Annotated in this window: 25 protein-coding genes; 15 read left to right on the top strand and 10 right to left on the bottom strand. The window is 71.1% G+C overall.

What is annotated here, in order from left to right; genetic code table 11:
- Positions 1–76: 76 nt before the first annotated feature.
- Positions 77–658, top strand: coding sequence for a ribosome hibernation-promoting factor, HPF/YfiA family (gene hpf / locus B0A89_RS07730; protein WP_085378825.1), 582 nt, complete (start codon positions 77–79; stop codon positions 656–658).
- Positions 659–771: 113 nt separating this feature from the next.
- Complete coding sequence (locus B0A89_RS07735; protein ID WP_085378826.1) at positions 772–1236, top strand: PTS sugar transporter subunit IIA; 465 nt, start codon at positions 772–774, stop codon at positions 1234–1236.
- Here the strand turns inward: B0A89_RS07735 and B0A89_RS07740 are convergent.
- The 4 genes from B0A89_RS07740 to smc all read right to left on the bottom strand — a co-directional run bounded on the left by B0A89_RS07740 (position 1233) and on the right by smc (position 6800).
- A complete protein-coding gene (locus tag B0A89_RS07740) occupies positions 1233–1958 on the bottom strand; it encodes an SDR family oxidoreductase (protein WP_085377649.1) in 726 nt (241 codons plus the stop codon). The genes B0A89_RS07735 and B0A89_RS07740 overlap by 4 nt on opposite strands.
- On the bottom strand, positions 1946–2698 hold the full coding sequence (locus B0A89_RS07745; protein ID WP_085377650.1) for a glycerophosphodiester phosphodiesterase family protein: 753 nt from the start codon (positions 2696–2698) through the stop codon (positions 1946–1948). Before B0A89_RS07745 ends, B0A89_RS07740 begins: the two co-directional genes overlap by 13 nt.
- Before the next feature lie 23 nt (positions 2699–2721).
- Positions 2722–3177, bottom strand: coding sequence for a RidA family protein (locus B0A89_RS07750; protein WP_085377651.1), 456 nt, complete (start codon positions 3175–3177; stop codon positions 2722–2724).
- 161 nt (positions 3178–3338) lie between these two features.
- A complete protein-coding gene (gene smc, locus B0A89_RS07755) occupies positions 3339–6800 on the bottom strand; it encodes a chromosome segregation protein SMC (protein ID WP_085377652.1) in 3462 nt (1153 codons plus the stop codon).
- 175 nt (positions 6801–6975) lie between these two features.
- Here smc and B0A89_RS07760 point away from each other — a divergent pair, with 175 nt between their 5' ends.
- Positions 6976–7332: a CidA/LrgA family protein gene (locus tag B0A89_RS07760; protein ID WP_085377653.1), complete on the top strand. Its 357-nt coding sequence runs from the start codon at positions 6976–6978 to the stop codon at positions 7330–7332.
- Positions 7322–8041, top strand: a complete 720-nt coding sequence (locus B0A89_RS07765) for an LrgB family protein (protein WP_085377654.1) — start codon at positions 7322–7324, stop codon at positions 8039–8041. The genes B0A89_RS07760 and B0A89_RS07765 overlap by 11 nt, the downstream gene beginning before the upstream one ends.
- Positions 8042–8155: 114 nt before the next feature.
- On the opposite strand, the gene B0A89_RS07770 is transcribed toward B0A89_RS07765, so the two are convergent.
- The 5 genes from B0A89_RS07770 to B0A89_RS07790 all read right to left on the bottom strand — a co-directional run bounded on the left by B0A89_RS07770 (position 8156) and on the right by B0A89_RS07790 (position 13411).
- Positions 8156–8482: a DUF6280 family protein gene (locus B0A89_RS07770; protein WP_085377655.1), complete on the bottom strand. Its 327-nt coding sequence runs from the start codon at positions 8480–8482 to the stop codon at positions 8156–8158.
- A 288-nt stretch (positions 8483–8770) separates the two neighbouring features.
- Positions 8771–9646: an EamA family transporter gene (locus tag B0A89_RS07775; RefSeq protein WP_085377656.1), complete on the bottom strand. Its 876-nt coding sequence runs from the start codon at positions 9644–9646 to the stop codon at positions 8771–8773.
- Between the two features lie 60 nt (positions 9647–9706).
- A complete protein-coding gene (gene dinB / locus B0A89_RS07780; RefSeq protein ID WP_240558452.1) occupies positions 9707–10771 on the bottom strand; it encodes a DNA polymerase IV in 1065 nt (354 codons plus the stop codon).
- A 156-nt stretch (positions 10772–10927) separates the two neighbouring features.
- Positions 10928–11659 carry a CAF17-like 4Fe-4S cluster assembly/insertion protein YgfZ gene (gene ygfZ / locus B0A89_RS07785; protein ID WP_085377658.1) on the bottom strand — a complete coding sequence of 244 codons (732 nt, stop codon included), beginning with the start codon at positions 11657–11659 and terminating at the stop codon, positions 10928–10930.
- Entirely contained in the window at positions 11660–13411 is a 1752-nt protein-coding gene (locus B0A89_RS07790; protein WP_085377659.1) for an ABC transporter ATP-binding protein, read from the bottom strand.
- Positions 13412–14036: 625 nt separating this feature from the next.
- Between B0A89_RS07790 and B0A89_RS07795 the strand changes: the two genes are divergently transcribed.
- From B0A89_RS07795 to B0A89_RS07805, 4 genes are read left to right on the top strand one after another with little or no spacing between them, the layout of a single operon-like run.
- Positions 14037–16244, top strand: a complete 2208-nt coding sequence (locus B0A89_RS07795) for a primosomal protein N' (RefSeq protein ID WP_085378827.1) — start codon at positions 14037–14039, stop codon at positions 16242–16244.
- 51 nt (positions 16245–16295) lie between these two features.
- Positions 16296–16748: a histidine phosphatase family protein gene (locus B0A89_RS15375; protein ID WP_205949737.1), complete on the top strand. Its 453-nt coding sequence runs from the start codon at positions 16296–16298 to the stop codon at positions 16746–16748.
- A complete protein-coding gene (locus B0A89_RS15380) occupies positions 16745–17059 on the top strand; it encodes a histidine phosphatase family protein (protein ID WP_205949819.1) in 315 nt (104 codons plus the stop codon). Before B0A89_RS15375 ends, B0A89_RS15380 begins: the two co-directional genes overlap by 4 nt.
- Positions 17056–17922: an NAD(P)H-hydrate dehydratase gene (locus B0A89_RS07805; protein WP_085377660.1), complete on the top strand. Its 867-nt coding sequence runs from the start codon at positions 17056–17058 to the stop codon at positions 17920–17922. Before B0A89_RS15380 ends, B0A89_RS07805 begins: the two co-directional genes overlap by 4 nt.
- 17 nt (positions 17923–17939) lie before the next feature.
- On the opposite strand, the gene B0A89_RS07810 is transcribed toward B0A89_RS07805, so the two are convergent.
- The gene (locus B0A89_RS07810) at positions 17940–18707 is read right to left on the bottom strand and encodes an N-formylglutamate amidohydrolase (protein ID WP_420814375.1); all 768 of its coding nucleotides are present in this window, start codon (positions 18705–18707) and stop codon (positions 17940–17942) included.
- Between the two features lie 116 nt (positions 18708–18823).
- Between B0A89_RS07810 and pyk the strand changes: the two genes are divergently transcribed.
- From pyk to pheT, 7 genes are all read left to right on the top strand, one after another.
- Positions 18824–20272, top strand: a complete 1449-nt coding sequence (pyk, locus tag B0A89_RS07815) for a pyruvate kinase (protein ID WP_085377661.1) — start codon at positions 18824–18826, stop codon at positions 20270–20272.
- A gap of 32 nt (positions 20273–20304) precedes the next feature.
- Complete coding sequence (locus B0A89_RS07820; protein WP_085377662.1) at positions 20305–20529, top strand: hypothetical protein; 225 nt, start codon at positions 20305–20307, stop codon at positions 20527–20529.
- 117 nt (positions 20530–20646) lie between these two features.
- Positions 20647–20847 carry a 50S ribosomal protein L35 gene (gene rpmI / locus B0A89_RS07825; protein WP_024843601.1) on the top strand — a complete coding sequence of 67 codons (201 nt, stop codon included), beginning with the start codon at positions 20647–20649 and terminating at the stop codon, positions 20845–20847.
- A gap of 15 nt (positions 20848–20862) precedes the next feature.
- The gene (gene rplT / locus B0A89_RS07830) at positions 20863–21243 is read left to right on the top strand and encodes a 50S ribosomal protein L20 (RefSeq protein ID WP_085377663.1); all 381 of its coding nucleotides are present in this window, start codon (positions 20863–20865) and stop codon (positions 21241–21243) included.
- Between the two features lie 153 nt (positions 21244–21396).
- Positions 21397–22491: a calcium:cation antiporter gene (locus B0A89_RS07835; RefSeq protein ID WP_085377664.1), complete on the top strand. Its 1095-nt coding sequence runs from the start codon at positions 21397–21399 to the stop codon at positions 22489–22491.
- A 72-nt stretch (positions 22492–22563) separates the two neighbouring features.
- Positions 22564–23646: a phenylalanine--tRNA ligase subunit alpha gene (pheS, locus tag B0A89_RS07840; RefSeq protein WP_085378829.1), complete on the top strand. Its 1083-nt coding sequence runs from the start codon at positions 22564–22566 to the stop codon at positions 23644–23646.
- Positions 23647–24196: 550 nt separating this feature from the next.
- On the top strand, positions 24197–26602 hold the full coding sequence (gene pheT / locus B0A89_RS07845) for a phenylalanine--tRNA ligase subunit beta (protein ID WP_085377665.1): 2406 nt from the start codon (positions 24197–24199) through the stop codon (positions 26600–26602).
- Positions 26603–26871 lie beyond the last annotated feature (269 nt).

Below are 26871 nucleotides of genomic sequence, written 5' to 3' on the forward strand. Positions count from 1 at the left end.
TGTCCGCAAATGAGATGACCCGATGCCGTCCGGCGTCCTGCCGCGCGGCGCCAAGCGGGCCAACGGAGGACATTTCATGCGTTTTCAGATCAGCGGCAAGCAGATAGATGTGGGCGACGCGCTGCAGACCCATGTCAAGGGCGAACTGGCCGAGACCTTCGACAAGTATTCCCAGCGGCCCACCGATGCCACGGTGATCTTTTCGCGGGATGCTTATGCGCTGACCTGCGACGCCATCGTCCACTTGTCCACCGGGCTGAACGTGCAGGCCAAGGGCACCGATGCCGACAACATCTATGCCGCCTTTGAAAAGTGCCGGGAAAGGATGGACAAGCAGCTGCGCCGCTACAAGCGCCGGCTGAAGGATCACTACAAGGACCGCAGCGCCCCGGTTGAATACGACGCCGCCCCCAGCTATGTGCTGGCCGCTGATGAGGAGGAATGGGAATCGCAGGGCGAAAGCGGCCTGCAGCCTATCATCGTCGCCGAAACCGAACTGCGGGTGCCGACCCTGTCGGTGGGCGACGCGGTGATGCAGATGGAGCTTGCCGGCACGCCGATGCTGGTGTTCCGCAACGAAAGGCACGGGGGCGTCAATGTGGTGCACCGCCGTGAGGACGGCAACGTGGGCTGGATCGACCCACGCAACCTGCGCTGAGGGTCTGGCCCGGCGCAGCGGCAGGGCCGCGGCAGGCGGCCGGCGCTGCGCCGCCGTGACGGCAGGACCAAGGGATGCGCGTTGCAGCGCGGGAACAGGCAGGCGGACGGCAGATGCGGATCGGTGACATTCTTTCCCCCGCCGCCGTCCGTTCGCAGGCGCAGGTCAGTTCCAAAAAGCGGCTGTTCCACGACTTGGCCGAACTGGCCGCCCAGGCCTATGGGCTGGATGCCGGCCGCACGCTCGATGCCCTGCAGGAACGCGAAAGCCTGGGTGCGACGGGGGTGGGGCATGGCGTGGCCCTGCCGCATGCGCGCATCAGCGGGCTGGACCATGTCGCGGGCCTGTTCCTGCGGCTGGAAAAGCCGATGGATTTCGACGCGGTGGATCGCCAGCCGGTCGATCTGGTGTTCACCCTGCTGGCCCCAGACAGCCCCGGCGTCGAACATCTCAAGGCGCTGGCGCTGGTCAGCCGCACGCTGCGCGACGAAAGGCTGCGCGCCAAGCTGCGCGCCAACACCGACCCCGTGGCGCTGCATGCCGTGCTGACCGACGGGCCGGAACCTTCCGCCGGCTAGCGCGCGCCGGCGATGTCGAGGATTGCCCCGCTGGCATAGCTTGCCCGGTCCGACAGCAGCCAGGTGATCGCGGCCGCGACCTCGGCGGCGGTGCCGGCACGGCCCAGGGGCAGGGACGCGCCCACCCGTGCGACGCGGTCCGGCTCTCCGCCATCGGCGTGGATGTCGGTGTCGATGATGCCGGGGCGCACACCGTTCACGCGGATGCGGCGGGGGGCAAGTTCCTTTGCCAGCCCGATCGTCAGCGTATCCACCCCGCCCTTCGAGGCGGCGTAATCAACGTAAGACCCCGCCGAGCCGAGCCGGGCGGCCACCGACGACACGAACACGATCGCGCCCCCCTCGGGCAGCCGCCGCGCCGCCTCGCGCGCCTGATAAAGGGCGCCGGTCAGGTTGACGCGCACCATGCGGTCCAGCCGCTCGGGCGTCATGTCGGCCAGCGGCATGACCGGCGCGACGATGCCGGCGTTCACCACCACGCCGTCAAGGCCGCCCAGGGCGCGCTCGGCCTGGTCGAACAGGGCCGCGACTTGGGCGGGGTCGGCCACATCGGCGGCAAAGGCATGGGCCTTGCCCCCGGCGGCGCCCACCCCATCCAGCGCCGCCCCCGCCGCCCCTGCGTTGCCGCGATAGCCCAGGGCGAGGGGCCAGCCTCGGGCGGCGCAATCCAGCGCGGTGGCCAGGCCGATGCCGCGGGTGCCGCCGGTGATCAGGACGCGCATGGCGCATAGCTCTCATAGGTGATGTTCGCGGCAGCGCGCCGTGCGGCGCGTTCCTCCTCGGCCGAACGGATCGTCCAGCACAGCACCGGCACCCCCCGCGCCCGCAGCGCGACCACGGCCGGGTTGTCCAGATCAAGATGATGGTGCGAGACGAAGGAGGCCCCCGCGCCGTCGAAATCGGCAAGCCGGGCCAGGCGGTCGCGCCGCGGCGGCGGAACATCGGGCCAGTCGTCCTGGGCAAAGGCGCAGCTGGTCAGGCCGACGGGTATGGCAGGCGCCGCCCTGGCCAGCATGGCCGCGGCATGGGGGTTGAAGGACATCACCGCCACCGCGCCGCCATAGCCCTCCAGCAGCCCCGCGACCGCGCGCGGCAGATCGCCCATCTGCGGTCCCAGGGCGCCGTCCTGGTCCTTGATCTCGATCAGCAGGGGCACGCGCCCTGCGACCAGTTCCAGAACATCGGCCAGCGCCGGGATGCCCTCCTGCGTGCCGGCAAGGCGCAGGCGCCCCGCCTGCGCGGCGCTCAGCCCCGATACGGGGCCGGGCATGCCGGTCATGCGCTCGAGCGTCTCGTCATGAAAGACGAGCGGCGTGCCGTCGGCGGCGGGCTGCACATCCAGTTCGATGGCATGGCCCGCCGCGATCGCCGCCCGGAAGGCGGCGGCCGAGTTTTCCGGCGCGCCCGGCCCGTGCAGGCCGCGATGGGCGATGGGCCGGGTCAGGAAATCGGGGTGCAGCATGGCCGCGGCTCCTTCCTTCAGGATCAGGCGATCTCGAACACGGCCTCGACTTCGACGGCGACCCCGCGGGGCAGGGCGGGCGCGCTGACGGCGGCGCGCGCGTGGCGGCCTCTGTCCCCGAACACCTCGACCATCAGGTCCGAACAGCCGTTCACGACCTCGGGCTGATCGGTGAAATCGGGGGTCGAGGCGACAAAGCCGGTCAGCTTGACCACCCGCGCGATTCGGTCAAGCGACCCAAGCGCCGCGCGGGCCTGCGCCAGCAGCGCAAGCCCGCAGGCCCGCGCGGCCTGCGCGCCCGCCGCCACATCCATGTCCGCGCCAAGCCGGCCCCGGATCAGCCCCTCCGGCCCGGCCGGGATCTGGCCTGACACGAACAGCAGGTTCCCCGACTGCACCGCCGGGACGTAATTGGCCGCGGGTGCGGGCGCGGCCGGCAGGGTGATGTTCAGTTCGCTCAGGCGGGCGTCGATGGACATGGGGCAGCTCCTTGGCCAGGTCGCGCGCAGGCTAGCGCCGCCGGGGGGCGGTGGCCACAGCGGGCTTCTTCTGCACGGAAATATCCTCGGGGGTCCGGGGGCGGAAAGCCCCCGGTTCACGCATCCCGGTCATGCCGCCCTCACGCCCCGTCAGGCCCCCGTCAGGCCACCAGCGCCCCGGCCCGTTCCAGATCGACGCTGACCAGCTGGCTGACCCCCTGTTCGGCCATGGTGACGCCGAACAGCCGGTCCATGCGCGCCATCGTCACGCCGTGATGGGTGATCACCAGGAACCGCGTGTCGGTGCGCCGGCGCATCTCCTCCAGCAGGTCGCAGAAGCGGGCGACATTGGCATCGTCCAGTGGGGCGTCAACCTCGTCCAGCACGCAGATCGGGGCGGGCGTGCCCAGAAAGACCGCAAGGATCAGCGCCAGCGCCGTCAGCGTCTGCTCGCCCCCCGACAAAAGCGACAGGGTGGACAGCTTCTTGCCCGGCGGCTGGGCGAGGATGTCCAGCCCCGCTTCCAGCGGGTCGTCCGATTCGACCAGCACCAGCCGCGCCTCGCCGCCGCCGAACAGATGGGTGAACAGCGCCCCGAAATCGGTGTTCACCTGCTCGAAAGCGGCCAGCAGGCGTTCGCGGCCCTCGCGGTTCAGGTTGCCGATCGCGGCGCGCAGCCTGTGGATCGCGGCGTCCAGATCGGCCTTTTCGGCGGCCAGGCGCGCGCGCTCGTCCTCAAGCGCGCGCTTGTCCTCCTCCGCGCGCAGGTTCACCGCCCCCAAGGCATCGCGCGCGGCGCGCAGGCGGGCGATCTCGCCTTCGATCCGCGCGGCGGGGGGCAGGGCTGCGCCATCCTCCAGCTGCCGGGCCAGCGCCTGCGGCGTCTCGCCGGTCGCCTCGCGGATGCGGCTGGCGGCCTGCGCTTCGGCATGGCCGGCGGCCTCGGCGCGAGCCTCGCAGGCGGCGTGTGCCGCACGGGCATCGGCGGCGGCGCGTTCGGCATCGCGTTCGCCCGCCTGCGCCGATGACAGCGCCGCCCCCGCATCGGCCAGCGCGGCGCGGGCGCTGTCCAGCCGCGCCCCCGCCGCGGCCGCGCGCAGGCCCAGATCGGCGCGGCGCGCCGACAGGATGGCGGGCCGCGCCTCGGCCTCGGCCAGGGCGGCGGCGGCCTCGTCGCGGCGGCGCGCCAGTTCGGCGGCGCGCCCGTCCGCCTGATCCAGCCGCGCACGCCAGCCCTCATCCTCGCGGGCGATCTCGTGCAGCCGCCTTGCCCGGGCGGCGCCCTCGCGGCGCAGCTCGTCGAGCGCGCCGCGCCGGGTCAGGGTGGCCGCGCGCGCCGCTTCGGCCCCGCGCCTTGCGCTGTCGACGGCGGCGGCCGCGGCGGCAAGATCGGGCAGGGCTGCCCGCGCCTCATCTGCCTCGGCCAGGCGCTTGGCCGCATCGGCGGCATCGGCGGCATGGCGCGTCAGGTCGGCCCGCGCCGCCTCGGCCCGCGCGGTGGCCAGCGAGAGCGCGGTTTCGGCCCCCGCCGCGCGGCGGACCGCCTCGGCCAGCGCGCGTTCGGCGGCGCGGCTATGCCCGCGGGCCGCCGTCTCGGCCGCGGCGGCGATGTCCAGCGCGGCGCGCGCTGTCTCATGCGCCGCGGCGGCCGCATCCGCGCGCGCTTGCGCCGCCTGGGCCTCGGCGCCCAGCCCGGCAAGGCGGTTGACCTGCTGCAGATGCAGCGCCGCGGCCGAGGCCGCCTGATCGGCCGGCACCACCAGCCCGTCCCAGCGGACCAGATCGCCCGCGGGCGTCACGAGCCGCTGTCCGGGGCGCAGCGCCGGCTGCAATGCGCTGGCGGCGGCGGCATCGGCGGCAAGGCCGGTCTGGGCCAGCCGCCGCGCCAGGGCAGGGGGCGCGGCGACGTGATCGGCCAGCGTCGTGACGCCCTGCGGCAGGGGCGCGGCCTTCTCGAGCGGCGGCAGCAGGCGCCAGCCCGCCCTTGTGCCTGCGCCCCCGTCGCGGACGGGCAACCGCAGGTCATCGCCAAGCGCGGCCCCCAGCGCCCGTTCATGGCCGGGCGCAACGCTCAGGGCGTCCAGCAGCGCGCCCCCGCCGGCGCGCCTGCGCTGGACCAGCCGCTCCAGCGCGGCGCGTTCGGCCTCCAGCGCGCCCGCCTCGCCCTGGGCGGCGGCGCGGGCGGTGCGGGCGGCTGTCTCGGCGGCGGCGGCGCTGGTCCGGCTCGCCTCGGCGGCGGCCAGTCGGGCCTCGGCCTCGGCGGCGGCGGCCTGGGCGCGGCCCTGGGCTGCGCCCGCCTCGGCCAGCGCCGCGCGGGCGGCAGCCGAGGCGGCATCGGCGCCATCAGCAGCCCGCCCGGCCTCGTTCCGCGCGCCTTCGGCCCGCGCGCCCATGGCCCGCAGGTCCGAGGCGAGCCGATCGGCCGACTGGTGGCGCGCGGCCAGCCGGGCGGCCTCATCCGCCGCATCGCCAAGGCGCGCCTCGATCGCGCGCAGCGCGGCGCCGGCCTCCTCTGCGCCGGTCTCTGCGGCGGCAAGGCGATCCTCGTGCCCGGCTTGTGCCCGTTCCAGTTCCGCCCGCTCATGGCCAAGCCGCGCCGCCGCCTCGGCCGCATCGCGGTTCAGCGCCGTCTCGCGCGCGATGTCCCGGTCCAGTTCGGCAAGACGGGCGGACAGCGCATCGATCGCCGCGCTGGCCTGCGCGCCGGCCTCGTCCAGCGCCTCGGCCTCGGCGGCGGCGCGGGCGGCAAGGGCGGCGGCGATCGCTTCCTCGTCACGCAAGGGGGGCAGGGCGGCCTCGGCCGCTGCCCGCAGCCCGGCCGCGCGCTGCGCGCCGACCTGGCTGCGCAGCGCGGCGGACCGGGCGGCGGCCAGCGCGTCCGAGGCTTCCTCCAGCGCCGCCGCGGCATCGGACCAGCGCCGCCACAGCGCCGCGCGTTCGGCCGCGCGCAGCGCCGCGCCGATCTCGCGATAGCGCGCCGCGCTGCGCGCCTGCCGCGTCAGCGCCGCCGCCTGCGCGCCGAGCTGTTCCAGCCGGTCATCCACCCGCGCCAGATTGGCCGCGGCCCCCGACAGTTTCAGTTCCGCCTCGTGGCGGCGCTGGTAAAGCCCGCCGATCCCCGCCGCCTCTTCGAGGATGCGCCGCCGCGCGGCCGGGCGCGCATTGATGAGCTCGGCGATCTGCCCCTGCCGGACCAGAGCGGGCGACTGCGCCCCGCTTGATGCATCCGCGAACAGCATCTGCACGTCGCGCGCCCGCACCTCGCGCCCGTTGATGCGATAGACCGATCCCCCATCGCGGGTGATGCGGCGGGTGATGTCCAGCCTGTCGGCGTCGTTGAAGCCCGCCGGGGCCAGCCGCCGGCGGTTGTCGACGGCCAGCGTCACCTCGGCATGGGCGCGGGCGGGACGGCGGGTGGTGCCGGCAAAGATCACATCCTCCATGCCCGCGCCGCGCATCGCCGTCGGGCGGCTTTCGCCCATGACCCAGCGGATCGCCTCCAGCAGGTTGGACTTGCCGCAGCCGTTCGGGCCGACGATGCCGGTCAGCCCCTCGCGGATCACAAGCTCGGCCGGATCGACGAAGCTTTTGAAACCGTTGAGGCGAAGGCGGTCAAAGCGCATGAGGCATCCGGCAGAGGGAAATCGGCGCGCAGTGTCGGGCCGGGCGGCGGGCAAGTCAACGAAACCGCCCCCATGCGGCACGGGCCGGGCGGATTCCGGCGGCGGCTGCCGTCTGCGGCCCAGGGCGGCCCGGCCCGCCTTTCGCCCCGCGCGGTTTCGCGGCAGACTGCGGGGCATGATCATCGCAGTTCTGATACTCTTAGGTTTTCAGCTGGCCGGCGAAGTCATCGCGCGCGCGTCGGGCCTGCCGCTGCCCGGCCCGGTGACGGGGCTGGTTCTGCTGCTGGGCGCGTTCCGGCTGTGGCCGGGGCTGGTCGATCGGCTGCGCGCGGTGATGAGCGGTCTGCTGGCGCAGCTTTCGCTGTTCTTTGTTCCTGCCGGGGTGGGGGTGATCGCGCATCTGCCGGTGCTGCGGACCCATGGGGCGGCGCTGGCGCTGGCCATCGCCGGATCGACGCTGCTGGCGCTGGCGGCCGGGGCGCTGGCCTTTGCCGCGGTGGCGCGGCTGACGGGGAACGCCGATGAAGGCTGATCCGGCGGTGATCTGGGCCTATCTGACGCAGGGGCCGCTGCTGTGGCTGACGGCAACGCTGGCGGCCTATGCCCTGGGCGATGCCTGCTATCGCGCGACAGGACGGCAGAGCTGGGCCAATCCGGTGATGATCGCCGTCGCCCTGCTGGGGACGCTGCTGGCGGCGACGGGAACGGATTACGCGACCTATTTCGAGGGGGCGCAGTTCGTCCACTTCATGCTCGGACCCGCGACGGTGGCCCTGGCCCTGCCGATGCAGGACAACCTGCCGCGGATGCGGCGCGCGCTGTTGCCGATCGCGGCCGGGCTGGTGGCGGCGTCGCTGGCGGCGATGGTGTCGGCGCTGGTGATCGCGCGGGCGCTGGGCGCGGGGCCTGAGGTGCTGGCCTCGCTGGTGCCCAAATCCACCACCGCCCCTGTCGCCATCGGCATTGCCGAACGGCTGGGCGGGCAGCCCACCTTGGCCGCGGTGCTGGTGCTGTGCACCGGCATCTTCGGCGCGATGGTTGTCACGCCCTTCCTGAACCTGCTGGGCGTGCGCGACTGGCGGGCGAGGGGGCTGGCCGTGGGAACCGCCGCGCATGGCATCGGCACGGCCCGCGCCTTGCAGGTCCACCCCACGGCGGGCGCCTTTGCCGCCATCGGCATGGGGCTGAACGCGATCCTCACGGCGGTGCTGGCGCCGCTGGTGCTGCGGCTGATGCAGTAAGGCCAAGGGCCGCCCTGCGGCAGGGCGGCCCGGATGTCGGGCAGGGCTGTTGCGGCCCGTCCTTCTCGGTCACAGCTACGGCCTGCCAGGCGGTGGTCAGGCCGACGGGAGGGATCAGGCGGCTTCGGCCTCGTCGGCCTCGGCGGCCATGCGCCGTTCGCTTTCCTCGCGCGAGAGCGCGACCGAGGTGCGCACCCCCTTGGACACGAATTCGACCAGGCCCTTCACCACCCGCTCGTTCGGATCGATGCCCGCGCAGCTCAGCACCTCGCGCCCGTCGCGCGAGCGGGCCCAGCGAGCGATCTGTTCCGCGCCATTGCCGTATTTCTTGTCGTCTGCAATCGCATCGTCCAGCGCGGCCAGCACGACGGCGGCAAAGAGCTTGCGGGCGCGCTGGCCTTGTTCGAAGTTGAATGCAGAGCCGTCCACAAAGTCACGCATGAAGTCTTCCCGTCACAAGCCCCGAAAAAAAATCGTGGCCGGGTCACCGGACCCTTGTCTTTGCCCTGATCGGGTGTCTGAGCGGTCTAGCCCCAGCATCAGGTGATTCGTTATCCCTGCTTCCGCAAGGCAGCCATGCAGTGCATGCAAGCGGGCATGTCTGTCGTTGCCCAGCGTCCTGCCTGAATGTGAATATAGTGTGACAGGCAGCCGCTTTCTGCGCGACTTGATCCAACGTCCTGCCGGTCACAAGGTTGCAAAAGAAGGCAGGCTTTTTCCGCGCCCTTCTCAGGCCGTGCCGGACCGGGGCGGGCGCGAGGCCATCAGCACGCCCGCGATGACCAGCAGGCCGGCTGCCAGTTCGGCCGGATGGGGCCTTTCGCCAAGGACGAGCCAGGACGACAGCACCCCCACCACCGGCACCAGCATCGACCAGGGGGCCACCTGGCTGGCCGGATAGCGCGACATCAGCGTTGTCCAGATGCCGTATCCGATCAGCGAGGCGAAAATCACGATATACAGCAGCCCCAGATCCGCCGGCAGCGCCGCGCGCGTGAGCGCGGTGCCCAGCGCGGGGAGGATGCGGTCCCGTTCGAACAGAAAGGACAGCAGGAACATCGGGGCCAGCGGGATGACGGACATCCACAGCGTCAGGTGCAGCGGCTTGGGCGGGCGGGCAAGGCGCGCGCCGATATTGCCCACCGCCCAGCCAAGGCCCGCCATCAGCGTCAGCGCGACCGGCCACCATGCCGCGCTGCGCGCGCGCACCAGCCCGATCAGCGCCAGCCCCAGCACCGACAGCGCGATGCCAGCCGCCTGCCGCCGGCTTTGCCGCTCGCCCAGCAGCAGCATCGCCAGGATGATCGTGAAGGGCGCCGAGGATTGCAGCACCAGCGAGGCCAGCCCCGCCGGCATCCCCGCCACGATCGCGCCATAGAGAAAGCCGAACTGCAGCACCCCCAGGCCAAGCCCCGTCAGGATCAGCCAGCGCAGGCGAATGGCGGGCCGCGGCACCAGAAGGACCGTGGGAACCGCCAGCAGCAGGAATCGCAGCGCCACCCCCAGCAGCGGCGGATAATGGTCCAGCATCAGCGCGGTTGCCGGAAAGTTCAGCCCCCACAGCACCGGCACCAGCAGCGCCAGCGCACGATCGCGTCCTTGCATGATCGGTCCCTTTCAGGGGTGTCGCGCCAGCTAGAGGTCAAGCCGCGCCCGGCCGCAAGGTCAGCCGAACAGATCCAGTTGCCGCGGCGCGGGCGCCTGCGGCAGCGGGCACAGCGCCGACAGGGTGATCCCCAGCAGCCGCACCCCCCGCGGGTCGGGCAGCACCTGCGGGATCAGGGCCGCCGCCTCGGCCAGCAGGGCCTGCTGGGACATGACCGGATGGGGCAGGGAACGGGCGCGGGTGACGATGCGGAAATCGGTGTATTTGGCCTTGAGCGTCACCGTGCGCCCGCTGGCCCCGCGCGGCTGGGCATGGCGCCAGACCTTCGCGGCCAGCGGCTCCAGCGCCTCGGCCGCGGTCTGGGGGTCGAAGATGTCGGCGGAAAAGGTCGTCTCGGCCCCGATCGACTTGCGCGTCCGGTCTGGGCGCACCGGGCGATCGTCGATGCCGCGGGCGATGTTCCAGTAATGCGGCCCGGCCTTGCCGAAGGTCGCGGTCAGAAATTCAAGGCTCTGCCGGTGCAGGTCGGCGCCGGTGCGGATGCCGTGCCGCTCCATCCGCGCCGCCGTGGCGGGGCCGACGCCGTGAAAGCGGCCGATGGGCAAAGACTGGGCATAGGCCGCGCCCGCCTCGGGCGGGATGACGAACAGCCCGTCGGGCTTGCGCTGGTCGGACGCGAGCTTGGCCAGGAACTTGTTGTAGCTGACCCCGGCCGAGGCGGTCAGCCCCGTTTCGGCCCGGATCAGGGCGCGGATCTCGCGGGCGATCCCTGTCGCGGTGCGTCCATCCAGGTGATCGGTCAGGTCCAGATAGGCCTCGTCCAGCGACAGCGGCTCGATCAGCGGGGTGAAGCGGGCGAAGATGTCGCGGATCTGGGCGCTGACCGCCTTGTAGACCTCGAAGCGCGGCTTGACGAAGATCAGGTCCGGGCACAGCCGCGCGGCCCGCACCGATGGCATGGCCGAGCGCACCCCGAAGGCGCGCGCCTCGTAGCTGGCGGCGGCGACGACGCCGCGCAGGGACGATCCGCCGACCGCCACCGGCCTGCCCCGCAGCTCGGGGTTGTCGCGCTGCTCGACGCTGGCGAAAAAGGCGTCCATGTCGATATGAACGATGCGGCGCACCGGGGCCGGCGCGCCCGCCGCAGGGGGCGCTGCCGGGCTGGCCGGGCCGCATTCCTTGCCTTGCGCGCCCTCGGGGGCAGCGTTCCGGGAACGGGGCCGCCGGCGCGGCCCTCGGCCATGCAGCAGCCCGCGGGGTTGCCGGGGCCGCCCTGGGAATCAGGGCCGGGCATCGGTCCATGTGACTGCCGCGCCCGCCGCGTTGAGGCCGGCGCCTGCCCGGTCAAAGCGCAGATGCGCGATCCCGCGCCCCCCGCCTTGCGTGTAAAGCACGCCCGCCTCGCGCCCGTCGGCGGTCAGGATGGAAGTGCCGGGCGGGGCCTCGCCCGCAACATCCACGCTGACCAGCCCCTTGCGCAGTTCGGTCCTGTGCTTCATCCGCGCCGTCACCTCCTGGCCCACATAGCAGCCCTTGCGGAAATCGACGCCGTTGAGCCGCTCGAATCCGGCCTCGAGGATGAAGGTTTCGTTGGGGATCAGTTCGACGAGGGTTTCGGGGATGGTATGGGCAATGCGGATCGCGTCCCAGTCGGTGCCGTCATCGCCCTGCGCGCCGTATAGCCGCCAGCCCAGCGCCGGATGCCGCGGGTCGGGGATCGCGCCCTTTGGGGCGGGGCCAGTGCCGCGGGCGACGGTCAGGGCGGTGCGTTCGATCCGCACATCGGCGCGCAGGCGATACATCGACAGGCGGCGCAGCAGGTCGTCCGCCAGCCGTTCGTCCACGTCGATCAGCAGCGATTCGCCCTCGGGGACGATCAGGAAATCGGCGAGGTATTTCCCCTGCGGCGTCAGAAGCGCCGCCCAGACCGGCGCGCGGCTGATGTCGTTCGTCACCAGGCCTTGCAGGAAATCCGTCCGGTCCGGTCCGGTCACGCGCAGGATGGTCCGCATCTAGTCGCCTTTCGCCCCCTGTCCGAATTGCAGCCGCACCAGCGCCGCATAGGCGCCGTTCGCCGCCATAAGCTGGTCATGGGTGCCCTGTTCGACAACCCGCCCCGCCTCGATCACGACGATGCTGTCGGCGGCGCGGATGGTGGACAGGCGGTGCGCGATCACCAGCGTGGTGCGGCCGGCCGACAATTCGTCCAGCGCCCGCTGCACCAGGCGTTCGGATGCCGCGTCCAGCGCGCTGGTCGCCTCGTCCAGCAGCAGCACGGGGGCATCGCGCAGCAGCGCGCGGGCGATGGCGACACGCTGGCGCTGGCCGCCCGACAGGGCCGATCCGCGCGGGCCGGCCGGGGTATCCAGCCCGGCGGGCAGGGCATCGGCGAAATCGGCTACATGGGCCGCGGTGACGGCGGCGCGCAGGCGTTGCTGGGGGACGGACCGGCCCAGCACGATGTTCTGGCGCAGCGATTCATCGAACAGCGCCGAATCCTGGCTGACGGTGGAAAACTGGTCGCGCAGCGTGCCCAGGTCATAATCGGCCACCGGCACGCCCCCCAGGGTGACGGCCCCGGCATCGGGGTCCACCATCCGCGTGAGCAGGTTGAACACCGTGGACTTGCCCGCCCCCGATGGGCCGACCAGCGCGGTCGTCTGCCCCGCGCGGGCGGTAAAGGTCAGGCCGCGCAGGACAGGATGGCCGTCATAGGCCAGATGCACGTCCTCGAGCCGGATGGTGGTATCGGCGGGCGGCCGGGTCCGCGGCCCGGACCGGATGGTGGGAGTGGTGTCGAAGATCGCATAGATCCGTTCGAGCGAGGCGGCGGCCGTCTGCCAGCCCCCCGCCAGCCCGCCCAGCCGCCGCAGCGGCTGGAAGGCCAGCGACAGCGCGGTGAAGAACGACATGAACTCGCCCACCGTGCGCTCGCCGCTGGTCACCTCGGCCCCGCCCACCGCCATCACGCCGACAAAGCCCAGGCCCGTCACGATGTCGATCAGCGCCGGAACCATGGCGGTGACGGCGCTCATCTTGGTTTCCGATTGCTGGATGGCGGTCACGACGCGGGCAAAGCGGTCGGTCTGGTAATCCTCCATCCGGTTCAGCCGCACCGCCCCGATGCCGTGCAGCACCTCGTCAAGGCGGGTGGCGCGGGCCGAGGCGGCGATCCGGTTTGCCCGCGTCTTGCGGCGGATATAGCGCTGGACCAGCGCGGTGGGGACGATCAGCAAAGGCGCGCCGACCAGCGCGATGGCCGTCCATTCAGGATCGGTCCCCACGGCCACCCCGAACAGCGCCACCAGCGATACCGCATCCCGCCCCGCCCCGGTGATGAAGCTGGTCCAGATCGACTTGATCGCCAGCGTGTCGCCCTGGACGCGCTCGATCAGCGCGCCGGGCGGGTTGGCCTGAAAGAAGCTGCCGTCCAGCGTCAGGATGTGGCGCAGCAGGTCGGTCTGCATCCGGCTGGCAACGCCCTGCTGGACGGAAGTGAGGATCGCGCGGGTGATGACATAGGTGCAGGCGCGAACCAGGAACAACCCCAGGATCGCGCCGCCCACCCACCACATGGCGCCGGTGTCGCGGCCCACGAATACCCGGTCGAACAGCGGCCTGAGCATCCAGCTGAGAACCGCGAGGGTCGAGCCTTCGATCACCATCAGCACCGTGGCCAGCCCCATGCGCGGCCAATAGCGGCGCAGGTAATCGCGCCACAACCGGCCGAAAAGGCCGGGCGTTCGGGTGGCGCGTGACGGCATCCGGCTCTCCCTCGTTTCCGGGGGGATAGCGCGGCGGGGGCGGGGGCGGCAAGGCGGGCATGGGCGGGCCTGCCGGGCAGGGACGAGGAGCGGGTGCGGGGGGCGGGGGCGCAGGGCATCGTCGCCGCAAGGGCGGCTTTCCGTTCCGGCGCTGCGTTGCGGGGGGCGGATGGGCTGTGGCGGGCCGCGCGGGGCAGGGCACGCGCCCCTTTCCGCCTGCGCCTTGGCCGGCCCAGGCTGCGGCCTGGCTTGACGGGCGGCATGACCGCCTTGCCGCCCCGGCCGGCGGACTGGCCCTGATGCGCGGGGGCAGGCGGCAGGGGCAGCACCTGCCATGCGCCCTGCCCGCGGCCGGCGGCAGGCCATCTGCGCGCGGTGCCATGCCGAGGGGGGAAGGGGCGGCGCCTGCTGTTCTCGGCCATGCCGCGGCCCCAGCACGGCACCCGCGCTGTCCGCCCCGCAGTAACGGGGCGGCAGCTTGTGGCGGGCCTGCCTGCCTTGGGAACCCGACGCGGCCCGCGCGAGGCCCAGGGCAGGGCCGGGGGATGACCGCGGCATGCCCCCGTTTGCCCCTGAACCGCAGCGGGCCGTTGACCCCCGCCCCCCGCCGCGCCACATCACCCCGATGCTCACCCGTTTTCCCCAGGGCGCCCGCATCGGCGTGTTGACGACCGAGCCCGTCGGGCTGCTGGATTACCTCGCCCCCGAGGGCGGCGTCGTTCTGGGGCAGCTGGTGATCGTGCCCCTGGGCCCGCGCCGGGTGATGGGGGCGGTCTGGGGCGAAGGGCAGGGGGAGTTCGACGCCGCAAGGCTGCGACCTGTCGCCGGGCTGGTGGACGCGGCCCCGCTGACGCCGGGGATGGTCGAATTTCTGGGCCGCGCCGCCGAATACACGCTGACACCGCTGCCGGTCATGCTGCGCATGGCGCTGCGCGCCCCCGATCTCGACCGCCCGGCGGCAGAACGGCGGCTGGTCCACCTTGCCGGCCCGGCCCCCGCGCGCATGACCGAGGCCCGCGGCGCGGTGCTGCGCGTGATCGCCGATCACGGCGGGGCGGGCTTTGCTCCGTCCGAGCTGGCGCAGCTGGCGGGCGTCGGGCTGTCGGTCGTCAGGGGGCTGGTCGCGGCGGGCACGCTGGTGGAAACCGCCGCGCCCGTGGACCTGCCGTTCCCGCGGCTGGACCCGGCCCGGCCGGGCAAGCCGCTGGCGCCCGACCAGGCGGCGGCGGCGGATGCGCTGCGCGCGGGCATCCGCGGCGGGGCCTATGGCACCACGCTGCTGCGCGGCGTCACCGGGTCGGGCAAGACCGAGGTCTATCTGGAAGCCGTTGCCGAATGTCTGCGGCAGGGGCGGCAGGCGCTGGTCCTGCTGCCGGAAATCGCCCTGTCGGCCGAGTTCCTGACCCGTGTCGAGGCGCGTTTCGGCGCGCGGCCCGGCGAATGGCACAGCGGCATCACCCGCACTGAGCGCCGCCGCCTGTGGCACATGGCCGGGCGCGGCGAGGTGGGCATGGTCGTCGGCGCCCGCTCGGCCCTGTTCCTGCCGTTCCGCGACCTGGGGCTGATCGTCGTCGACGAGGAACACGACGGTTCCTACAAGCAGGACGAGACGGTCTATTACAACGCCCGCGACATGGCCGTGCTGCGCGCCAGCATCGAGGGGGCGCAGGTGGTGCTGGCCTCGGCCACGCCATCGGTCGAAAGCTGGGTGAACGTGGCCGCGGGCAAGTATGGGCGGCTGGACCTGCGGTCGCGCTATGGCGAGGCAGAGCTGCCGCAGATGGGCACGATCGACCTGCGGGCCGAGGACATGCCATCGGGGCGCTGGATCTCGCCCACGCTTGCGGGGGCGGTCGATCAGCGGCTGGGCCGGGGGGAACAGTCGCTGCTGTTCCTCAACCGGCGCGGCTATGCGCCCATCACCACCTGCCGCGCCTGCGGGCATCAGGTCGGCTGCGACGATTGCGATGCGCGGATGGTGGAACACAGGTTCCTCAAACGCCTGGTGTGCCACCAGTGTGGGGCGAGCAAACCCGTGCCCACCGCCTGCCCGGCCTGCGGGGTCGAGGGCAAGATGGCCGCCGTCGGCCCCGGCGTCGAGCGGCTGGGCGAGGAGGTCGCCGAACGCTTTCCCGGCGCCCGCGCGGTGGTGCTGTCCTCGGACCTGTTCACCTCGGCCCGCGCGATCAAGGACACCATCGCCAGCATTGCGGGCGGGGGCGCCGACATCATCATCGGCACCCAGCTGGTCGCCAAGGGGCACAACTTTCCGCTGCTGACGCTGGTGGGGGTGATCGACGCCGATCTGGGCCTGCAGGGCGCGGACCTGCGCGCGGCGGAACGTTCGTTCCAGCTGATGCGGCAGGTGGCGGGCCGGGCCGGGCGGTTCGCGCAGGCCGGCGCGGGGGATCAGCGCGGCCTTGCGCTGCTGCAGACGCACCAGCCCGACCATCCGGTGATCCGTGCGATCCTGTCGGGCGAGGACGAGCGGTTCTGGGATGCCGAGGCCGGCGCTCGCCGCGCCGCGCAGATGCCGCCCTTTTCGCGCCTGGCCGGGATCATCCTGTCCCATCCCGATCAGGCGGTGGTCGAGGCTCATGCCGCCGCGCTTTCCCGCCTGGCTGCGCCGCTGCGCGAGATCGGGGCCGAACTGTTCGGCCCCGCGCCCGCGCCCATCGCCCGCGTGCGGGGGCGTTACCGCATGCGGATGCTGGTGCGCGCGCCACGCCAGGCGCCGGTGCAATCGGCGATTGCCGCCTGGTTGGCAGGCGCGCCCAGGGCGCCGGCGAATCTGCGCCTGTCGGTGGATATCGATCCGCAGAGCTTTCTGTGAAACCGCCCGGCCCCGCCGCGCATTGCCCCCGCGCATGAGGGAGCAGCAGACATGACCGACAGATGGCCCGCGCGGCTGTGGATCGTCCGGCACGGCGAAAGCGCCGGCAACGTCGCCCGCGACGCGGCCTATCAGCAGGGACTGGCCCGAATCGAACTGACGGGCCGCGACGTGGACGTGCCCCTGTCCCCCCTGGGGCGCGAGCAGGCGGGCGCGCTGGGCCGCTGGTTCGCCGAAGGGAACGAGGAGGGGCGCCCGAACGTGATCCTGTGTTCGCCCTATATCCGGGCGCAGGAAACCGCCCGGCTGTTCCGCGAGGCCGGCGGCTGCCCCCCCGGCACCCGCATCCATCTGGACGAGCGGTTGCGGGAAAAGGAGTTCGGCATCCTCGACGGGCTGACCGGCAGGGGCATCCGCGCCGATTTTCCCCAGCAGGCCGAACTGCGCGAGAGCCTCGGCAAGTTCTATCACCGCCCGCCGGGGGCGAGAGCTGGTGCGACGTGATCTTCCGCCTGCGGGCCCTGATGGACACGGTCGCGCTGCATCACAGCGGCTGCCGGGTGATGATCGTCGCCCATCAGGTCGTGGTCCTGTGCCTGCGCTATGTGATCGAGGGCCTGACCGAACAGGAAATCCTTGCCATCGACCGGGAAAAGGATGTCGCCAACTGCTCGATCACTGAATACGAATGGCACGCAGCCGAAGGCAGCGACGGAGAGATGCAGTTGATCCGCTATAACGTCACCGCCCCGATGGAGGCCGAGGCCACCCCCGTCACGCGCAAGCCTGACCCCATCGTGGGAACGCGGGGTTGAGCGCGGTTCTGGATGCCGCCTGGCTGCGTGCCCATCCGCTGCCGGTCCATCCCGAGGGCACCGACAAGAACGCGCGCGGGCGGGTGCTGCTGGTGGGCGGTTCGCTGACCGTGCCCGGCGGGCTGGTGCTGACCGCCGAGGCCGCGTTCCGCGCCGGCGCCGGCAAGGTCCAGATCGCGGTGCCCGAACCGCTGGCGGTGCCCACCGGCATGGCCATGCCCGAATCGGGCGTCTTTGCCCTGCCCGTTTCGGACGAGGGCGAGATTGCCGGCCCCGGCGGGCTGATCGACAGGATGGACGGCTGCGACTGTCTGGTGATCGGGCCGGCGATGGCCTCGAACGAGGCGGCGGCCGGGCTGCTGGCCGCGATCCTGCCTGCGGTCGAGGGGCTGGTGATCCTTGATGCGGCGGCGATCTGCGGTGCGGGCGGGCTGCATGATGCGGTGGCGGGGCTGCCGGGCGGCGCGATCCTGACCCCGCATGTGGGCGAGATGGCGCAGCTGACCGGCCTTGAGGCCGACGACATCGAGAACCGGCGCGAGGAAGTCGCGGCCGACTATGCCCGCCGTCTGAACGCGGTGCTGCTGATCAAGGGATCGACCACGGTCATCGCCAGCCCGGACGGCGAGGCGGTCATCTATGGCGGCGGCGGCATCGGGCTGGCCACCGGCGGGTCGGGCGACGTTCTGACCGGCATCATCGCCGGCCTGTGCGCCCGCGGCCTGCCCGCGTGGGAGGCGACCTGCTGGGGCGTCTGGCTGCACGGAGAGGCCGGGCGGCGCCTGACCGAGCGCATGGGGCTGATGGGTTTCCTGGCGCGCGAGCTGCCCGCCGAGATCCCGGCGCTGATGCGCGGCATCTAGCGCCGCGGGGCCGGCTGTTAGAGGCCGCTGCCGGCCAGCACCCCTTCGAGCACCGGGGCCAGTCGGTCGGCCCAGGCCTGCTGGCCGCCTTGGTCGGCGATCAGGTCGTTCCTTACCTCGATCAGCACATTGGGCCGGCCCTGCGCCAGGGCGTGCCGGTCGATCGAATCGCCATCCAGATGGCCGTTATAGGGCTGGTTGTCGCCCGTGACCCAACCCTGCGCCCGGCAGGCTGCCACCATCGCCGGGCCGAGCCGTTCGTCCCTGTGGGAATAGAGGATGCCCACCGCCCAGGGGCGCGGCGGGCGCCCGCGCAACTGGGGGGTGAAGCTGTGGATGGCGCAGATGGCGCGGGCCGGATGGGCCGCGGCCAGCCGCGCAAGCGCCCGATGATAGGGGCGGTGCAGCCGCTCCAGCCGCCGTTCCCGTTCGGCCGCATCCGCGTTCCGGTTGGCAGGGATCACCGTGCCGTCATAAAGCCGCATCAGCAGCGTCGGATCATCCTCGCCCCGGTTCGGGTCGATGACGAGGCGCGAAAAATCCGCCCAGACCGCCGGCGCATCCAGCCGCGCGGCCAGCGCCCGTGCGAGGCCCAGCGCGCCCACGTCATAGGCGATGTGGCGCGCCATGTCGGCAGCCGCGATGCCCAGATCGCCCCCGTTCACCCAAGGCGGAACCCGGTTGGTCGCGTGATCGCATGTCACCAGCCAGCGCGCGGGGCGCGCCTCGCCCTCGGCGGCGAAGGCAGGCGCATCGGGCGGACATGTCATGGCGTCGTCATCCATTGCGGGGATGTTTATAATGCCCAGCCTGTGCCGGCGCCAGTTGCCCCCGCCTGCCGGATGCCGTTTAACGATAGCGCAAACAGTGGCCATCAGCAGGCCCAGGGAACGAGGTTCGGATGAGACGGCACCGCAATGTCAAGATCGTGGCGACGCTCGGCCCCGCATCGTCCGATATCGGGGTGATCCGGGCGTTGTTCCATGCCGGCGCGGATGTGTTCCGGCTGAACATGAGCCATGGCACCCAGGCCGAACAGAAGGCGCGCTATGACATCATCCGCGCGGTCGAGGCAGAGGCCGGCCGCCCGATCGGCATCCTGGCCGACCTGCAGGGGCCCAAGCTGCGGGTGGGCGTCTTTGCGGCCGGCCCGCACGAGCTGGCGGCGGGCGAGCGGTTCCGCTTTGATCTCGACCCGGCTGCGGGGGACGGGCAGCGCGTGCAGCTGCCGCACCCGGAAATCTTTGCCGCGCTCGAGCCGGGCGCGCGGCTGATGGTCAATGACGGCAAGATCCACCTACGGGTCGAATCCTGCGGGACCGGTTTCGCCGACTGCGTGGTGACGACCGGCGGGATCATTTCCGATCGCAAGGGCGTGAACGTGCCCGACGTGGTGCTGCCGCTGGCGGCGCTGTCGGACAAGGACCGCGCCGATCTCGAATTCGCCTGCGCGCTGGGGGTGGACTGGCTGGCCCTGTCCTTCGTCCAGCGCCCCGAGGATGTGGACGAGGCCCGCGCCCTGGCGCGCGGTCGCGCCGCGATCCTGTCCAAGATCGAGAAGCCCGCGGCCGTGGAACGCTTTGCCGACATCCTGGCGGTGTCGGACGGGATCATGGTCGCCCGCGGCGATCTGGGGGTGGAGCTGCCCGTCCATTCGGTCCCCCCGATCCAGAAGCGGCTGGTCCGCGCCTGCCGGCATTCGGCCAAGCCGGTGATCGTGGCGACCCAGATGCTGGAATCGATGATCGAAAGCCCGATGCCCACGCGGGCCGAGGTGTCGGACGTGGCGACCGCCATCTACGAGGGCGCGGATGCGGTCATGCTGTCGGCCGAATCCGCCGCCGGGCGCTATCCGGTCGAGGCGGTGGCCACGATGGACAGCGTCGCCCGGTCGGTCGAGAGCGATCCGGTCTATCGCGAGGTCATCGACAGTTCGCGCAACATCGCCAACCGCAGCACGGTGGCCGATTCGATCGCCCTGGCCGGGCGCGAGATCGCCGAGACGACCGATGTCGCGGCGATCTGCGCCTATACCCAATCCTCGATGACCGTGCGCCTGGTGGCACGCGAACGCCCGCGCGTGCCGATCATCGCGATGACTTCGGAACCGCAGGTCCTGCGGCAGATGTGCCTGATCTGGGGGGCGCACTGCGTCCTGACCCCGGTACTGGAACGGTTCAAGCAGGCGGTCGTCAACGCCGCCCATGCCGCGGTCGAGTTCGATTTCGCCGATGCGCGGCAGAAGATCATCGTCATGGCCGGGGTTCCCTTCAACACCGCGGGATCGACCAACATTCTTCGTGTCGCTTCCTGTGACGAGCAGTTGCTTTCCCGGACCGACCCGGAATAAGCCCGCGCCGACGAACAGCTCAAGGCGATCCCATGTCCGACATCCTGATCCTTGCCGGCACCGCGCTGATGGCGCTGTCGGTCATCCTGGCGATCGCTGCGCTTGCCCGGACCGAGCCGCCGCGCGCTGCGGCGATCGCCTTTGTCTTCGGGCTGGGCGCGCTGATCGCCGGCGCGTTCCTGGACCCGACGCCCTTCCGGGTGCAGGATCTGGGCCTGGCCTGGCAGCGGCTGCTGGCGGGCGAGATCCGGGTCTGACCGGCCGCTGCCCTTGCCTTCGGGCGGCCAGGGCGCTATCAGGCGCGCTTCCAACCCCCGTGCGGCCGGCCCGATGGCATTGCCGAGTCGCACGTTCACTCTGACGAGGAGACGAAAATGCCGAAGATGAAGACCAAGTCGGCCGCCAAGAAGCGGTTCTCGATGACGGCGTCGGGCAAGGTCAAGGCCGGCCCGGCCGGCAAGCGCCACGGCATGATCAAGCGCTCGACGAAATTCATCCGCGACGTGACGGGGACGATGATCCTGTCCGATGCGGACGCGAAGATCGTCAAGAAATACATGCCCTACAATCGCTGATCGAGGAACCGAACGATGTCCCGAGTGAAATCCGGCAAGGTCACGCACGCCCGCCACAAGAAGGTCCTCGACGCCGCCAAGGGCTATTACGGCAACCGCTCGCGCAATTTCCGCACGGCGACCCAAGCGGTCGACAAGGCCAACCAGTATGCCACGCGCGACCGCAAGGTGCGCAAGCGCAACTTCCGCGCGCTGTGGATCGCGCGCATCAATGCCGCCGTGCGCGCGGTTGATGCCGAGATGACCTATTCGCGCTTCATCGCCGCGCTGGGCCGGGCGGGGATCGAGGTGGACCGCAAGGTGCTGGCGGACCTGGCCGTGCATGAACCCGAAGCCTTTGCCGCCGTGGTCGCGCAGGCGCGCGCCGCCGCCGGCACCGTTGCCGCTGCCGCCTGATCGCGCAGCCTGCTTTTTCTGCCGACCCGCGCTGTCGCCAGCGCGGGTTTTTTCGTGACCGAGCGGGAAAACGACCGCTTTTGCAGGCAGGGCCGTTCTGTTCGGCCGCGCCGGCTGCTAATCCTGCGTCATCGCAGCAGGACGGAGAGCGCAATGGGCAGGATCATCGCCGGTCTGGCAAGGGAACGGGCGATCGTCGTCGTTCTGCTGACGCTGGCCCTGTTCCGTTCGCCGCTGTCGGCCATGCTGCCGGTCTCGGGCGCGGCGGGGGCCTTGCCCTTCCTGTGGCTGTTCGCCGTCATGATCTGGGGCGCATCGGCGGTCGTTCACCATGCCGAGGCGCTGGCCGAGCGTCTGGGCGAGCCGTTCGGCACGCTGATCCTGACGCTGTCTGTCGTCGGGATCGAGGCGGCGCTGATCGTCGCCGTCATGCTGTCGGGGGACGGACAGCCGACGCTCGCGCGCGATACGATGTTCGCGGTGCTGATGATCGTGCTGAACGGCCTTGTCGGCGTGGCGCTGCTGCTGGGCGCGCTGCGCTTTGGCGAGCAGAGCTACAACCTGTCAGGGGCGGGCGCCTTCCTGTCGGTTCTGGTGCCGCTGGCCGTCTTTTCGCTGGTGCTGCCGGCCTATACCAGTTCGAGCTTCACGCCCACCTTCACCGAGTTCCAGTCGCTCTTCTTTCTGGTGGTTACGCTGGCGCTCTATCTGGTGTTCCTGTTCATCCAGGTTTCGCGCCATCGCGGCTTTTTCATCGAGCCGGAGGAGCCGCCGGTCGAGCCCCGGCATGCCCATTATCGCACCTGGGGGCATGTCGTGCTGCTGCTGGCGACGCTGATCCCGATCGTGCTGCTGTCCAAGACGCTGTCGACGCTGGTGCAGGGGGGGATCGCGGCGGCGGGCCTGCCCACGGCGCTGGGCGGGGTCATCATCGCCACCATCGTCCTGGCGGCCGAGGGGATGAGCGCGGTGCGCGCGGCGCTGCGCAACCGCCTGCAGCGGTCGGTCAACCTGCTGCTGGGGGCGGCGTTGTCCACCATCGGGATGACCGTTCCCGCGGTGCTGCTGATCGGGATGCTGACCGACCGGCCGGTGGTGCTGGGCCTGGGGCCGGCGAACCAGATCATCCTCGCGCTGTCGCTGCTGACGGCGGTGCAGACCTTCGGCGCGCGGCGCACCAATGTGCTGCACGGTTCGGTCCATCTGGTGCTGTTCCTGGCCTATGTCGCGCTGATCTTTGCACCCTGAGGGCGGGGCCGGGGCTTTTGCGCCGCCGCGCCAGCGTGCTAAGGCTGCGCGCGCATGTTCCCGAGGGCCGCGATGACCGACACCGACACCCTGCGCCAGACCTGGCTTTCCCGCGTGGCCCAGGCCGAAGGCGCCCCCGCGCTTGAGGAGGTGCGGCTGGCCGCCCTGGGCAAGAAGGGCGAGATCAGCGCCCTGATGAAGGAACTGGGCCGCATGACGCCCGAGGAACGCCAGACCCGCGGCGCCGCCCTCAACCGCCTGCGCGACGAGATCGACACCGCCCTGCGCGCCCGCAAGACCGCGCTGGAGGATGCCGAGCTGGACGCGCGCCTGGCCGGCGAATGGCTGGACGTGACGCTGCCGGGCCGCCCGCGCCCGGCCGGCACCATCCACCCGGTCAGCCAGGTGATGGACGAGGTGACGGCGATCTTCGCCGACATGGGTTTCGCGGTCGCCGAAGGGCCGCAGGTCGAAAGCGACTGGTTCAACTTTGACGCGCTGAACATCCCGCCCGAACACCCCGCCCGGCAGGAGCACGACACCTTCTTCATGGCCCGTGCCGCAGGCGACGACCGCCCGCCGCACGTCCTGCGCACCCACACCTCGCCCGTCCAGATCCGCGCCATGCAGGCGCAGGGCGCGCCCATCCGCATCATCGCGCCGGGCCGGGTCTATCGCATGGACATGGACCAGACGCACACGCCGATGTTCCACCAGGTCGAGGGGCTGGCCATCGGCAAGGACATCTCGATGGCGAACCTGAAATGGACGCTGGAGGAGTTCTGCCGCGCCTTCTTCGAGGTGCCGAGCGTCGAGCTGCGCTTCCGCGCCTCGCACTTCCCCTTCACCGAGCCGTCCGCCGAGGTCGACATCCGCTGCGACTGGTCCGGCGGCCAGCTGAAGATCGGCGAGGGGGAGAGCTGGCTGGAGATTCTAGGGTCCGGCATGGTGCATCCCAAGGTGCTGGCCGCGGCGGGTGTTGATCCGGCGGAATGGCAGGGCTTTGCGTTCGGCATGGGGATCGACCGTATCGCGATGCTGAAATACGGCATCCCGGACCTGCGGGCGTTTTTTGAGAGCGATCTGCGGTGGTTGCGGCACTATGGGTTCGCGGCGGGGGATGTGCCGTCGGTGAGCGGGGGGTTGAGTCGGTGAGTCACTCCTCCGATTCGCTAATCGGCATTCTGCTGCTCCCGTTTTTCACCGCTGTCGGCGGCGTAGGCTATCTCGTTTTCTCTTCGGCTAAGTCAGTAGGACTGCGGCATCTGTTAGCAGTTGTGCTTGGGGCGCCTCTCCTTATGACGTCAGTGTTTCTAATCGTTGCTGCGCGGAACGGCACTATATCCAGAATGCCCAATTACCATTCGCTCCTGATGGCTTGCGCTTCATTTGCTGGAGCGGCGATAGCTCCGCTAATTGTTGGCGGCGTTTTGGGGCGACTGCTTGCACGTTCAAGGGCGAGTGGCCAGGTTTTCGGCACGATAGTGGGTGCTGCACTTATCATTTTTGGCGGGGCCAGATTTGCCGGAAATGTTGAATTGTTAGGGGCAGTTGGCGCCATACTCGTTTCGATTCCGTTTCTGGTAGTCCTCCGCCATCGGCGAGACACAATGCCTCCAGACTATGGAGCATGTGCAGAAAATAGGTTCGTTGCTTTCGGCAATAATATTCCCGCGGCAAGGTTTATTCGAGGGATGCTAAAAAAATGAAACTCACCCTCTCTTGGCTCCGTGACCACCTCGACACCACGGCCTCCGTCGCCGAGATCGCCGACGCGCTGACGGACCTCGGGCTCGAGGTCGAGGACATCCACGACCCCGCCGCCGCGCTGCAATCCTTCACCATCGCGCGGATCGAACACGCGCAGCCGCACCCCGACGCCGACCGACTGCGGGTGCTGCGCGTCGCCACGGACGAAGGCGAGAAGCAGATCGTCTGCGGCGCGCCCAACGCCCGCGCCGGGCTGATCGGCGTGCTCGCCAAGCCGGGCGACTATGTCCCCGGCATCGACACCACGCTGGGCGTCGGCAAGATCCGCGGGATCGAGAGCCACGGGATGATGGCCTCGGAACGCGAACTCATGCTGTCCGACGAACATGACGGCATCATCGAGCTGCCCTCGGGACAGGTCGGTCAGCGTTTCGTGGACTGGCTGGCCCAGAACGCGCCGGACAGGATCGACCCCGTGATCGAGATCAAGATCACCCCCAACCGCCCCGACGCGCTGGGCATTCGCGGCATCGCCCGCGATCTGGCGGCGCGGGGCCTTGGCACGTTGAAGCCGCTGGGGATCGTGCCTGTCGCGGGCAGCTTTGACAGCCCCATCGCCGTCACCATCGCCCCCGATGTGCTGGACCGTGCCCCGCATTTCACCGGCCGGCTGATCCGCGGCGTGACGAACGGGCCGTCGCCCGAATGGCTGCAACGGCGGCTGCGGGCCATCGGGCTGCGGCCGATTTCCGCGCTGGTCGATATCACCAACCTGTTCACCTATGACCTGAACCGCCCCCTGCATGTCTTTGACGCGGGCAAGGTCGCGGGCGATCTGGTGGTGCGCGGCGCGGCGGCGGGCGAAAGCCTGCTGGCGCTGGACGGGCGGGCCTATGCGCTGCGCCCCGGCGATCTGGTGATCGCGGACGCGGGCGGCCCGGAAAGCCTGGCCGGGATCATGGGGGGCGAGGCCTCGGGCGTGACCGAGGCGACGACCGACGTGTTCCTTGAAAGCGCGTTCTGGCAGCCCATCGGCATCGCCGCGACGGGCCGGGCGCTCAAGATCAACAGCGATGCGCGCTATCGCTTTGAACGCGGCGTGGACCCGGCCTTTACCCGCGACGGGCTGGAACTGGCGACGCGCATGATCCTTGATCTGTGCGGGGGCGAGGCGAGCCGCGTGGTCGAGGCGGGCGCCGCCCCCGATCATGCCCGCGCCTATCGGCTCGACCCGGCGCGCACGCAGAGCCTCGTCGGCATGGACATCCCCGAGGCCGATCAACGCGCCACGCTGGAAAAGCTGGGCTTTGTCATGGACGGCGACATGGCGCAGGTGCCGTCCTGGCGCCCCGACGTGCAAGGCGAGGCCGACCTGATCGAGGAGATCGCCCGCATCGCCAGCCTGACGAGGCTGGAGGGCAAGCCCCTGCCGCGCCCCGCGCCGGGCGTGCCCGCCCCCGTCCTGACGCCGCAGCAGCGGCGCATGGGCGCCGCGCGGCGCATGGCGGCGGCGCTGGGTTACAATGAATGCGTCACCTACAGCTTCATCGACGCGGCCTCGGCTGCGCTGTTCGGCGGCGGGTCTGACGCGGTGCGGATCGAGAACCCGATCAGCAGCGAGATGAGCCATCTGCGCCCCGACCTGCTGCCCGGCCTGCTGGCCGCGGCGGCGCGCAACCAGGCGCGCGGCTTCATGGACCTTGCCCTGTTCGAGATCGGCCCCGTCTTTACCGGGGGCGAGCCGGGCGAGCAGGCGGTCCGCCTGTCTGCCCTGCTGGTGGGCGCCAGCGCCCCCCGCGATCCCCATGCCAGCCGCCGGCCGGTCGATCCTTATGACGCCAAGGCCGATGCCGAGGCGATCCTGGCCGCCATTGGCGCGCCCGCACGGGTGCAGATCGACCGCCGGCTCGACGGCTGGTGGCATCCTGGCCGCGCGGGCAATATCCAGCTTGGCCCCAACCGCCTGGCGACCTTCGGCGAGCTTCACCCCCGCATCCTGCGGGCGATGAACGTCAAGGGCCCGGCCGTGGCGCTGAGCGTTCATGTCGCCGATATCCCGCTGCCCAAGGCCAGGGTGCCGACCCGCCCGGCCCTGATGGCCAGCGACCTGCAGCCGGTCGACCGCGACTTTGCATTCGTGGTGGACGATCAGGTCGAGGCCGCGGTCATCGTCAACGCCGCGCAGGGGGCGGACAAGGCCCTGATCGCCGGCGTCACGGTTTTTGACGAGTTCCGCGGCGAGCGGGCCGCTGCCCAGATGGGACCGGGGCGCAAGTCGGTGGCGATCACCGTGCGGTTGCAACCCCGCGAGCGGACCCTGACCGAGACAGAGATCGAGGCGGTCGCGGCCCGTATCGTGGACAAGGTGAGCAAGGCTTCGGGCGGATCGCTGCGGGGCTGAGCGGGCGCGCGTCCCCGCTGGGCGGCCTGCCTGCCTGCACGCTGGGCCGCCTTGCCCTGTCCTGTCCCGCCCAGCCATCAGGGTGGGGGCGGCTGCGCGCACCCTGATGGGCGGGGCGGCGACCCTTGCGGAAAACATGGGCCGCGGCCTTCATGGAACTGGATTGACGAACGGCCCCCCGCTAGGATCACCCGTGCGGGTCCGCCGCGGATTGCTGCCTGCCCAAGGCCCCGGCGGTTCCAGCAAGATGTTTGTCCTGCCGCGGCAGA

It is taken from the genome of Paracoccus contaminans (genome assembly GCF_002105555.1).
GTDB lineage: Bacteria > Pseudomonadota > Alphaproteobacteria > Rhodobacterales > Rhodobacteraceae > Paracoccus > Paracoccus contaminans.

Coding starts and splice junctions, on each gene's coding strand:
- hpf (WP_085378825.1), top strand. CDS start 77: ATGCGTTTTCAGATCAGCGGCAAGCAGATAGATGTGGGCGACGCGCTG.
- B0A89_RS07735 (WP_085378826.1), top strand. CDS start 772: ATGCGGATCGGTGACATTCTTTCCCCCGCCGCCGTCCGTTCGCAGGCG.
- B0A89_RS07740 (WP_085377649.1), bottom strand. CDS start 1,958: ATGCGCGTCCTGATCACCGGCGGCACCCGCGGCATCGGCCTGGCCACC.
- B0A89_RS07745 (WP_085377650.1), bottom strand. CDS start 2,698: ATGCTGCACCCCGATTTCCTGACCCGGCCCATCGCCCATCGCGGCCTG.
- B0A89_RS07750 (WP_085377651.1), bottom strand. CDS start 3,177: ATGTCCATCGACGCCCGCCTGAGCGAACTGAACATCACCCTGCCGGCC.
- smc (WP_085377652.1), bottom strand. CDS start 6,800: ATGCGCTTTGACCGCCTTCGCCTCAACGGTTTCAAAAGCTTCGTCGAT.
- B0A89_RS07760 (WP_085377653.1), top strand. CDS start 6,976: ATGATCATCGCAGTTCTGATACTCTTAGGTTTTCAGCTGGCCGGCGAA.
- B0A89_RS07765 (WP_085377654.1), top strand. CDS start 7,322: ATGAAGGCTGATCCGGCGGTGATCTGGGCCTATCTGACGCAGGGGCCG.
- B0A89_RS07770 (WP_085377655.1), bottom strand. CDS start 8,482: ATGCGTGACTTTGTGGACGGCTCTGCATTCAACTTCGAACAAGGCCAG.
- B0A89_RS07775 (WP_085377656.1), bottom strand. CDS start 9,646: ATGCAAGGACGCGATCGTGCGCTGGCGCTGCTGGTGCCGGTGCTGTGG.
- ygfZ (WP_085377658.1), bottom strand. CDS start 11,659: ATGCGGACCATCCTGCGCGTGACCGGACCGGACCGGACGGATTTCCTG.
- B0A89_RS07790 (WP_085377659.1), bottom strand. CDS start 13,411: ATGCCGTCACGCGCCACCCGAACGCCCGGCCTTTTCGGCCGGTTGTGG.
- B0A89_RS07795 (WP_085378827.1), top strand. CDS start 14,037: ATGCTCACCCGTTTTCCCCAGGGCGCCCGCATCGGCGTGTTGACGACC.
- B0A89_RS15375 (WP_205949737.1), top strand. CDS start 16,296: ATGACCGACAGATGGCCCGCGCGGCTGTGGATCGTCCGGCACGGCGAA.
- B0A89_RS07810 (WP_420814375.1), bottom strand. CDS start 18,707: ATGGATGACGACGCCATGACATGTCCGCCCGATGCGCCTGCCTTCGCC.
- pyk (WP_085377661.1), top strand. CDS start 18,824: ATGAGACGGCACCGCAATGTCAAGATCGTGGCGACGCTCGGCCCCGCA.
- B0A89_RS07820 (WP_085377662.1), top strand. CDS start 20,305: ATGTCCGACATCCTGATCCTTGCCGGCACCGCGCTGATGGCGCTGTCG.
- rpmI (WP_024843601.1), top strand. CDS start 20,647: ATGCCGAAGATGAAGACCAAGTCGGCCGCCAAGAAGCGGTTCTCGATG.
- rplT (WP_085377663.1), top strand. CDS start 20,863: ATGTCCCGAGTGAAATCCGGCAAGGTCACGCACGCCCGCCACAAGAAG.
- B0A89_RS07835 (WP_085377664.1), top strand. CDS start 21,397: ATGGGCAGGATCATCGCCGGTCTGGCAAGGGAACGGGCGATCGTCGTC.
- pheS (WP_085378829.1), top strand. CDS start 22,564: ATGACCGACACCGACACCCTGCGCCAGACCTGGCTTTCCCGCGTGGCC.
- pheT (WP_085377665.1), top strand. CDS start 24,197: ATGAAACTCACCCTCTCTTGGCTCCGTGACCACCTCGACACCACGGCC.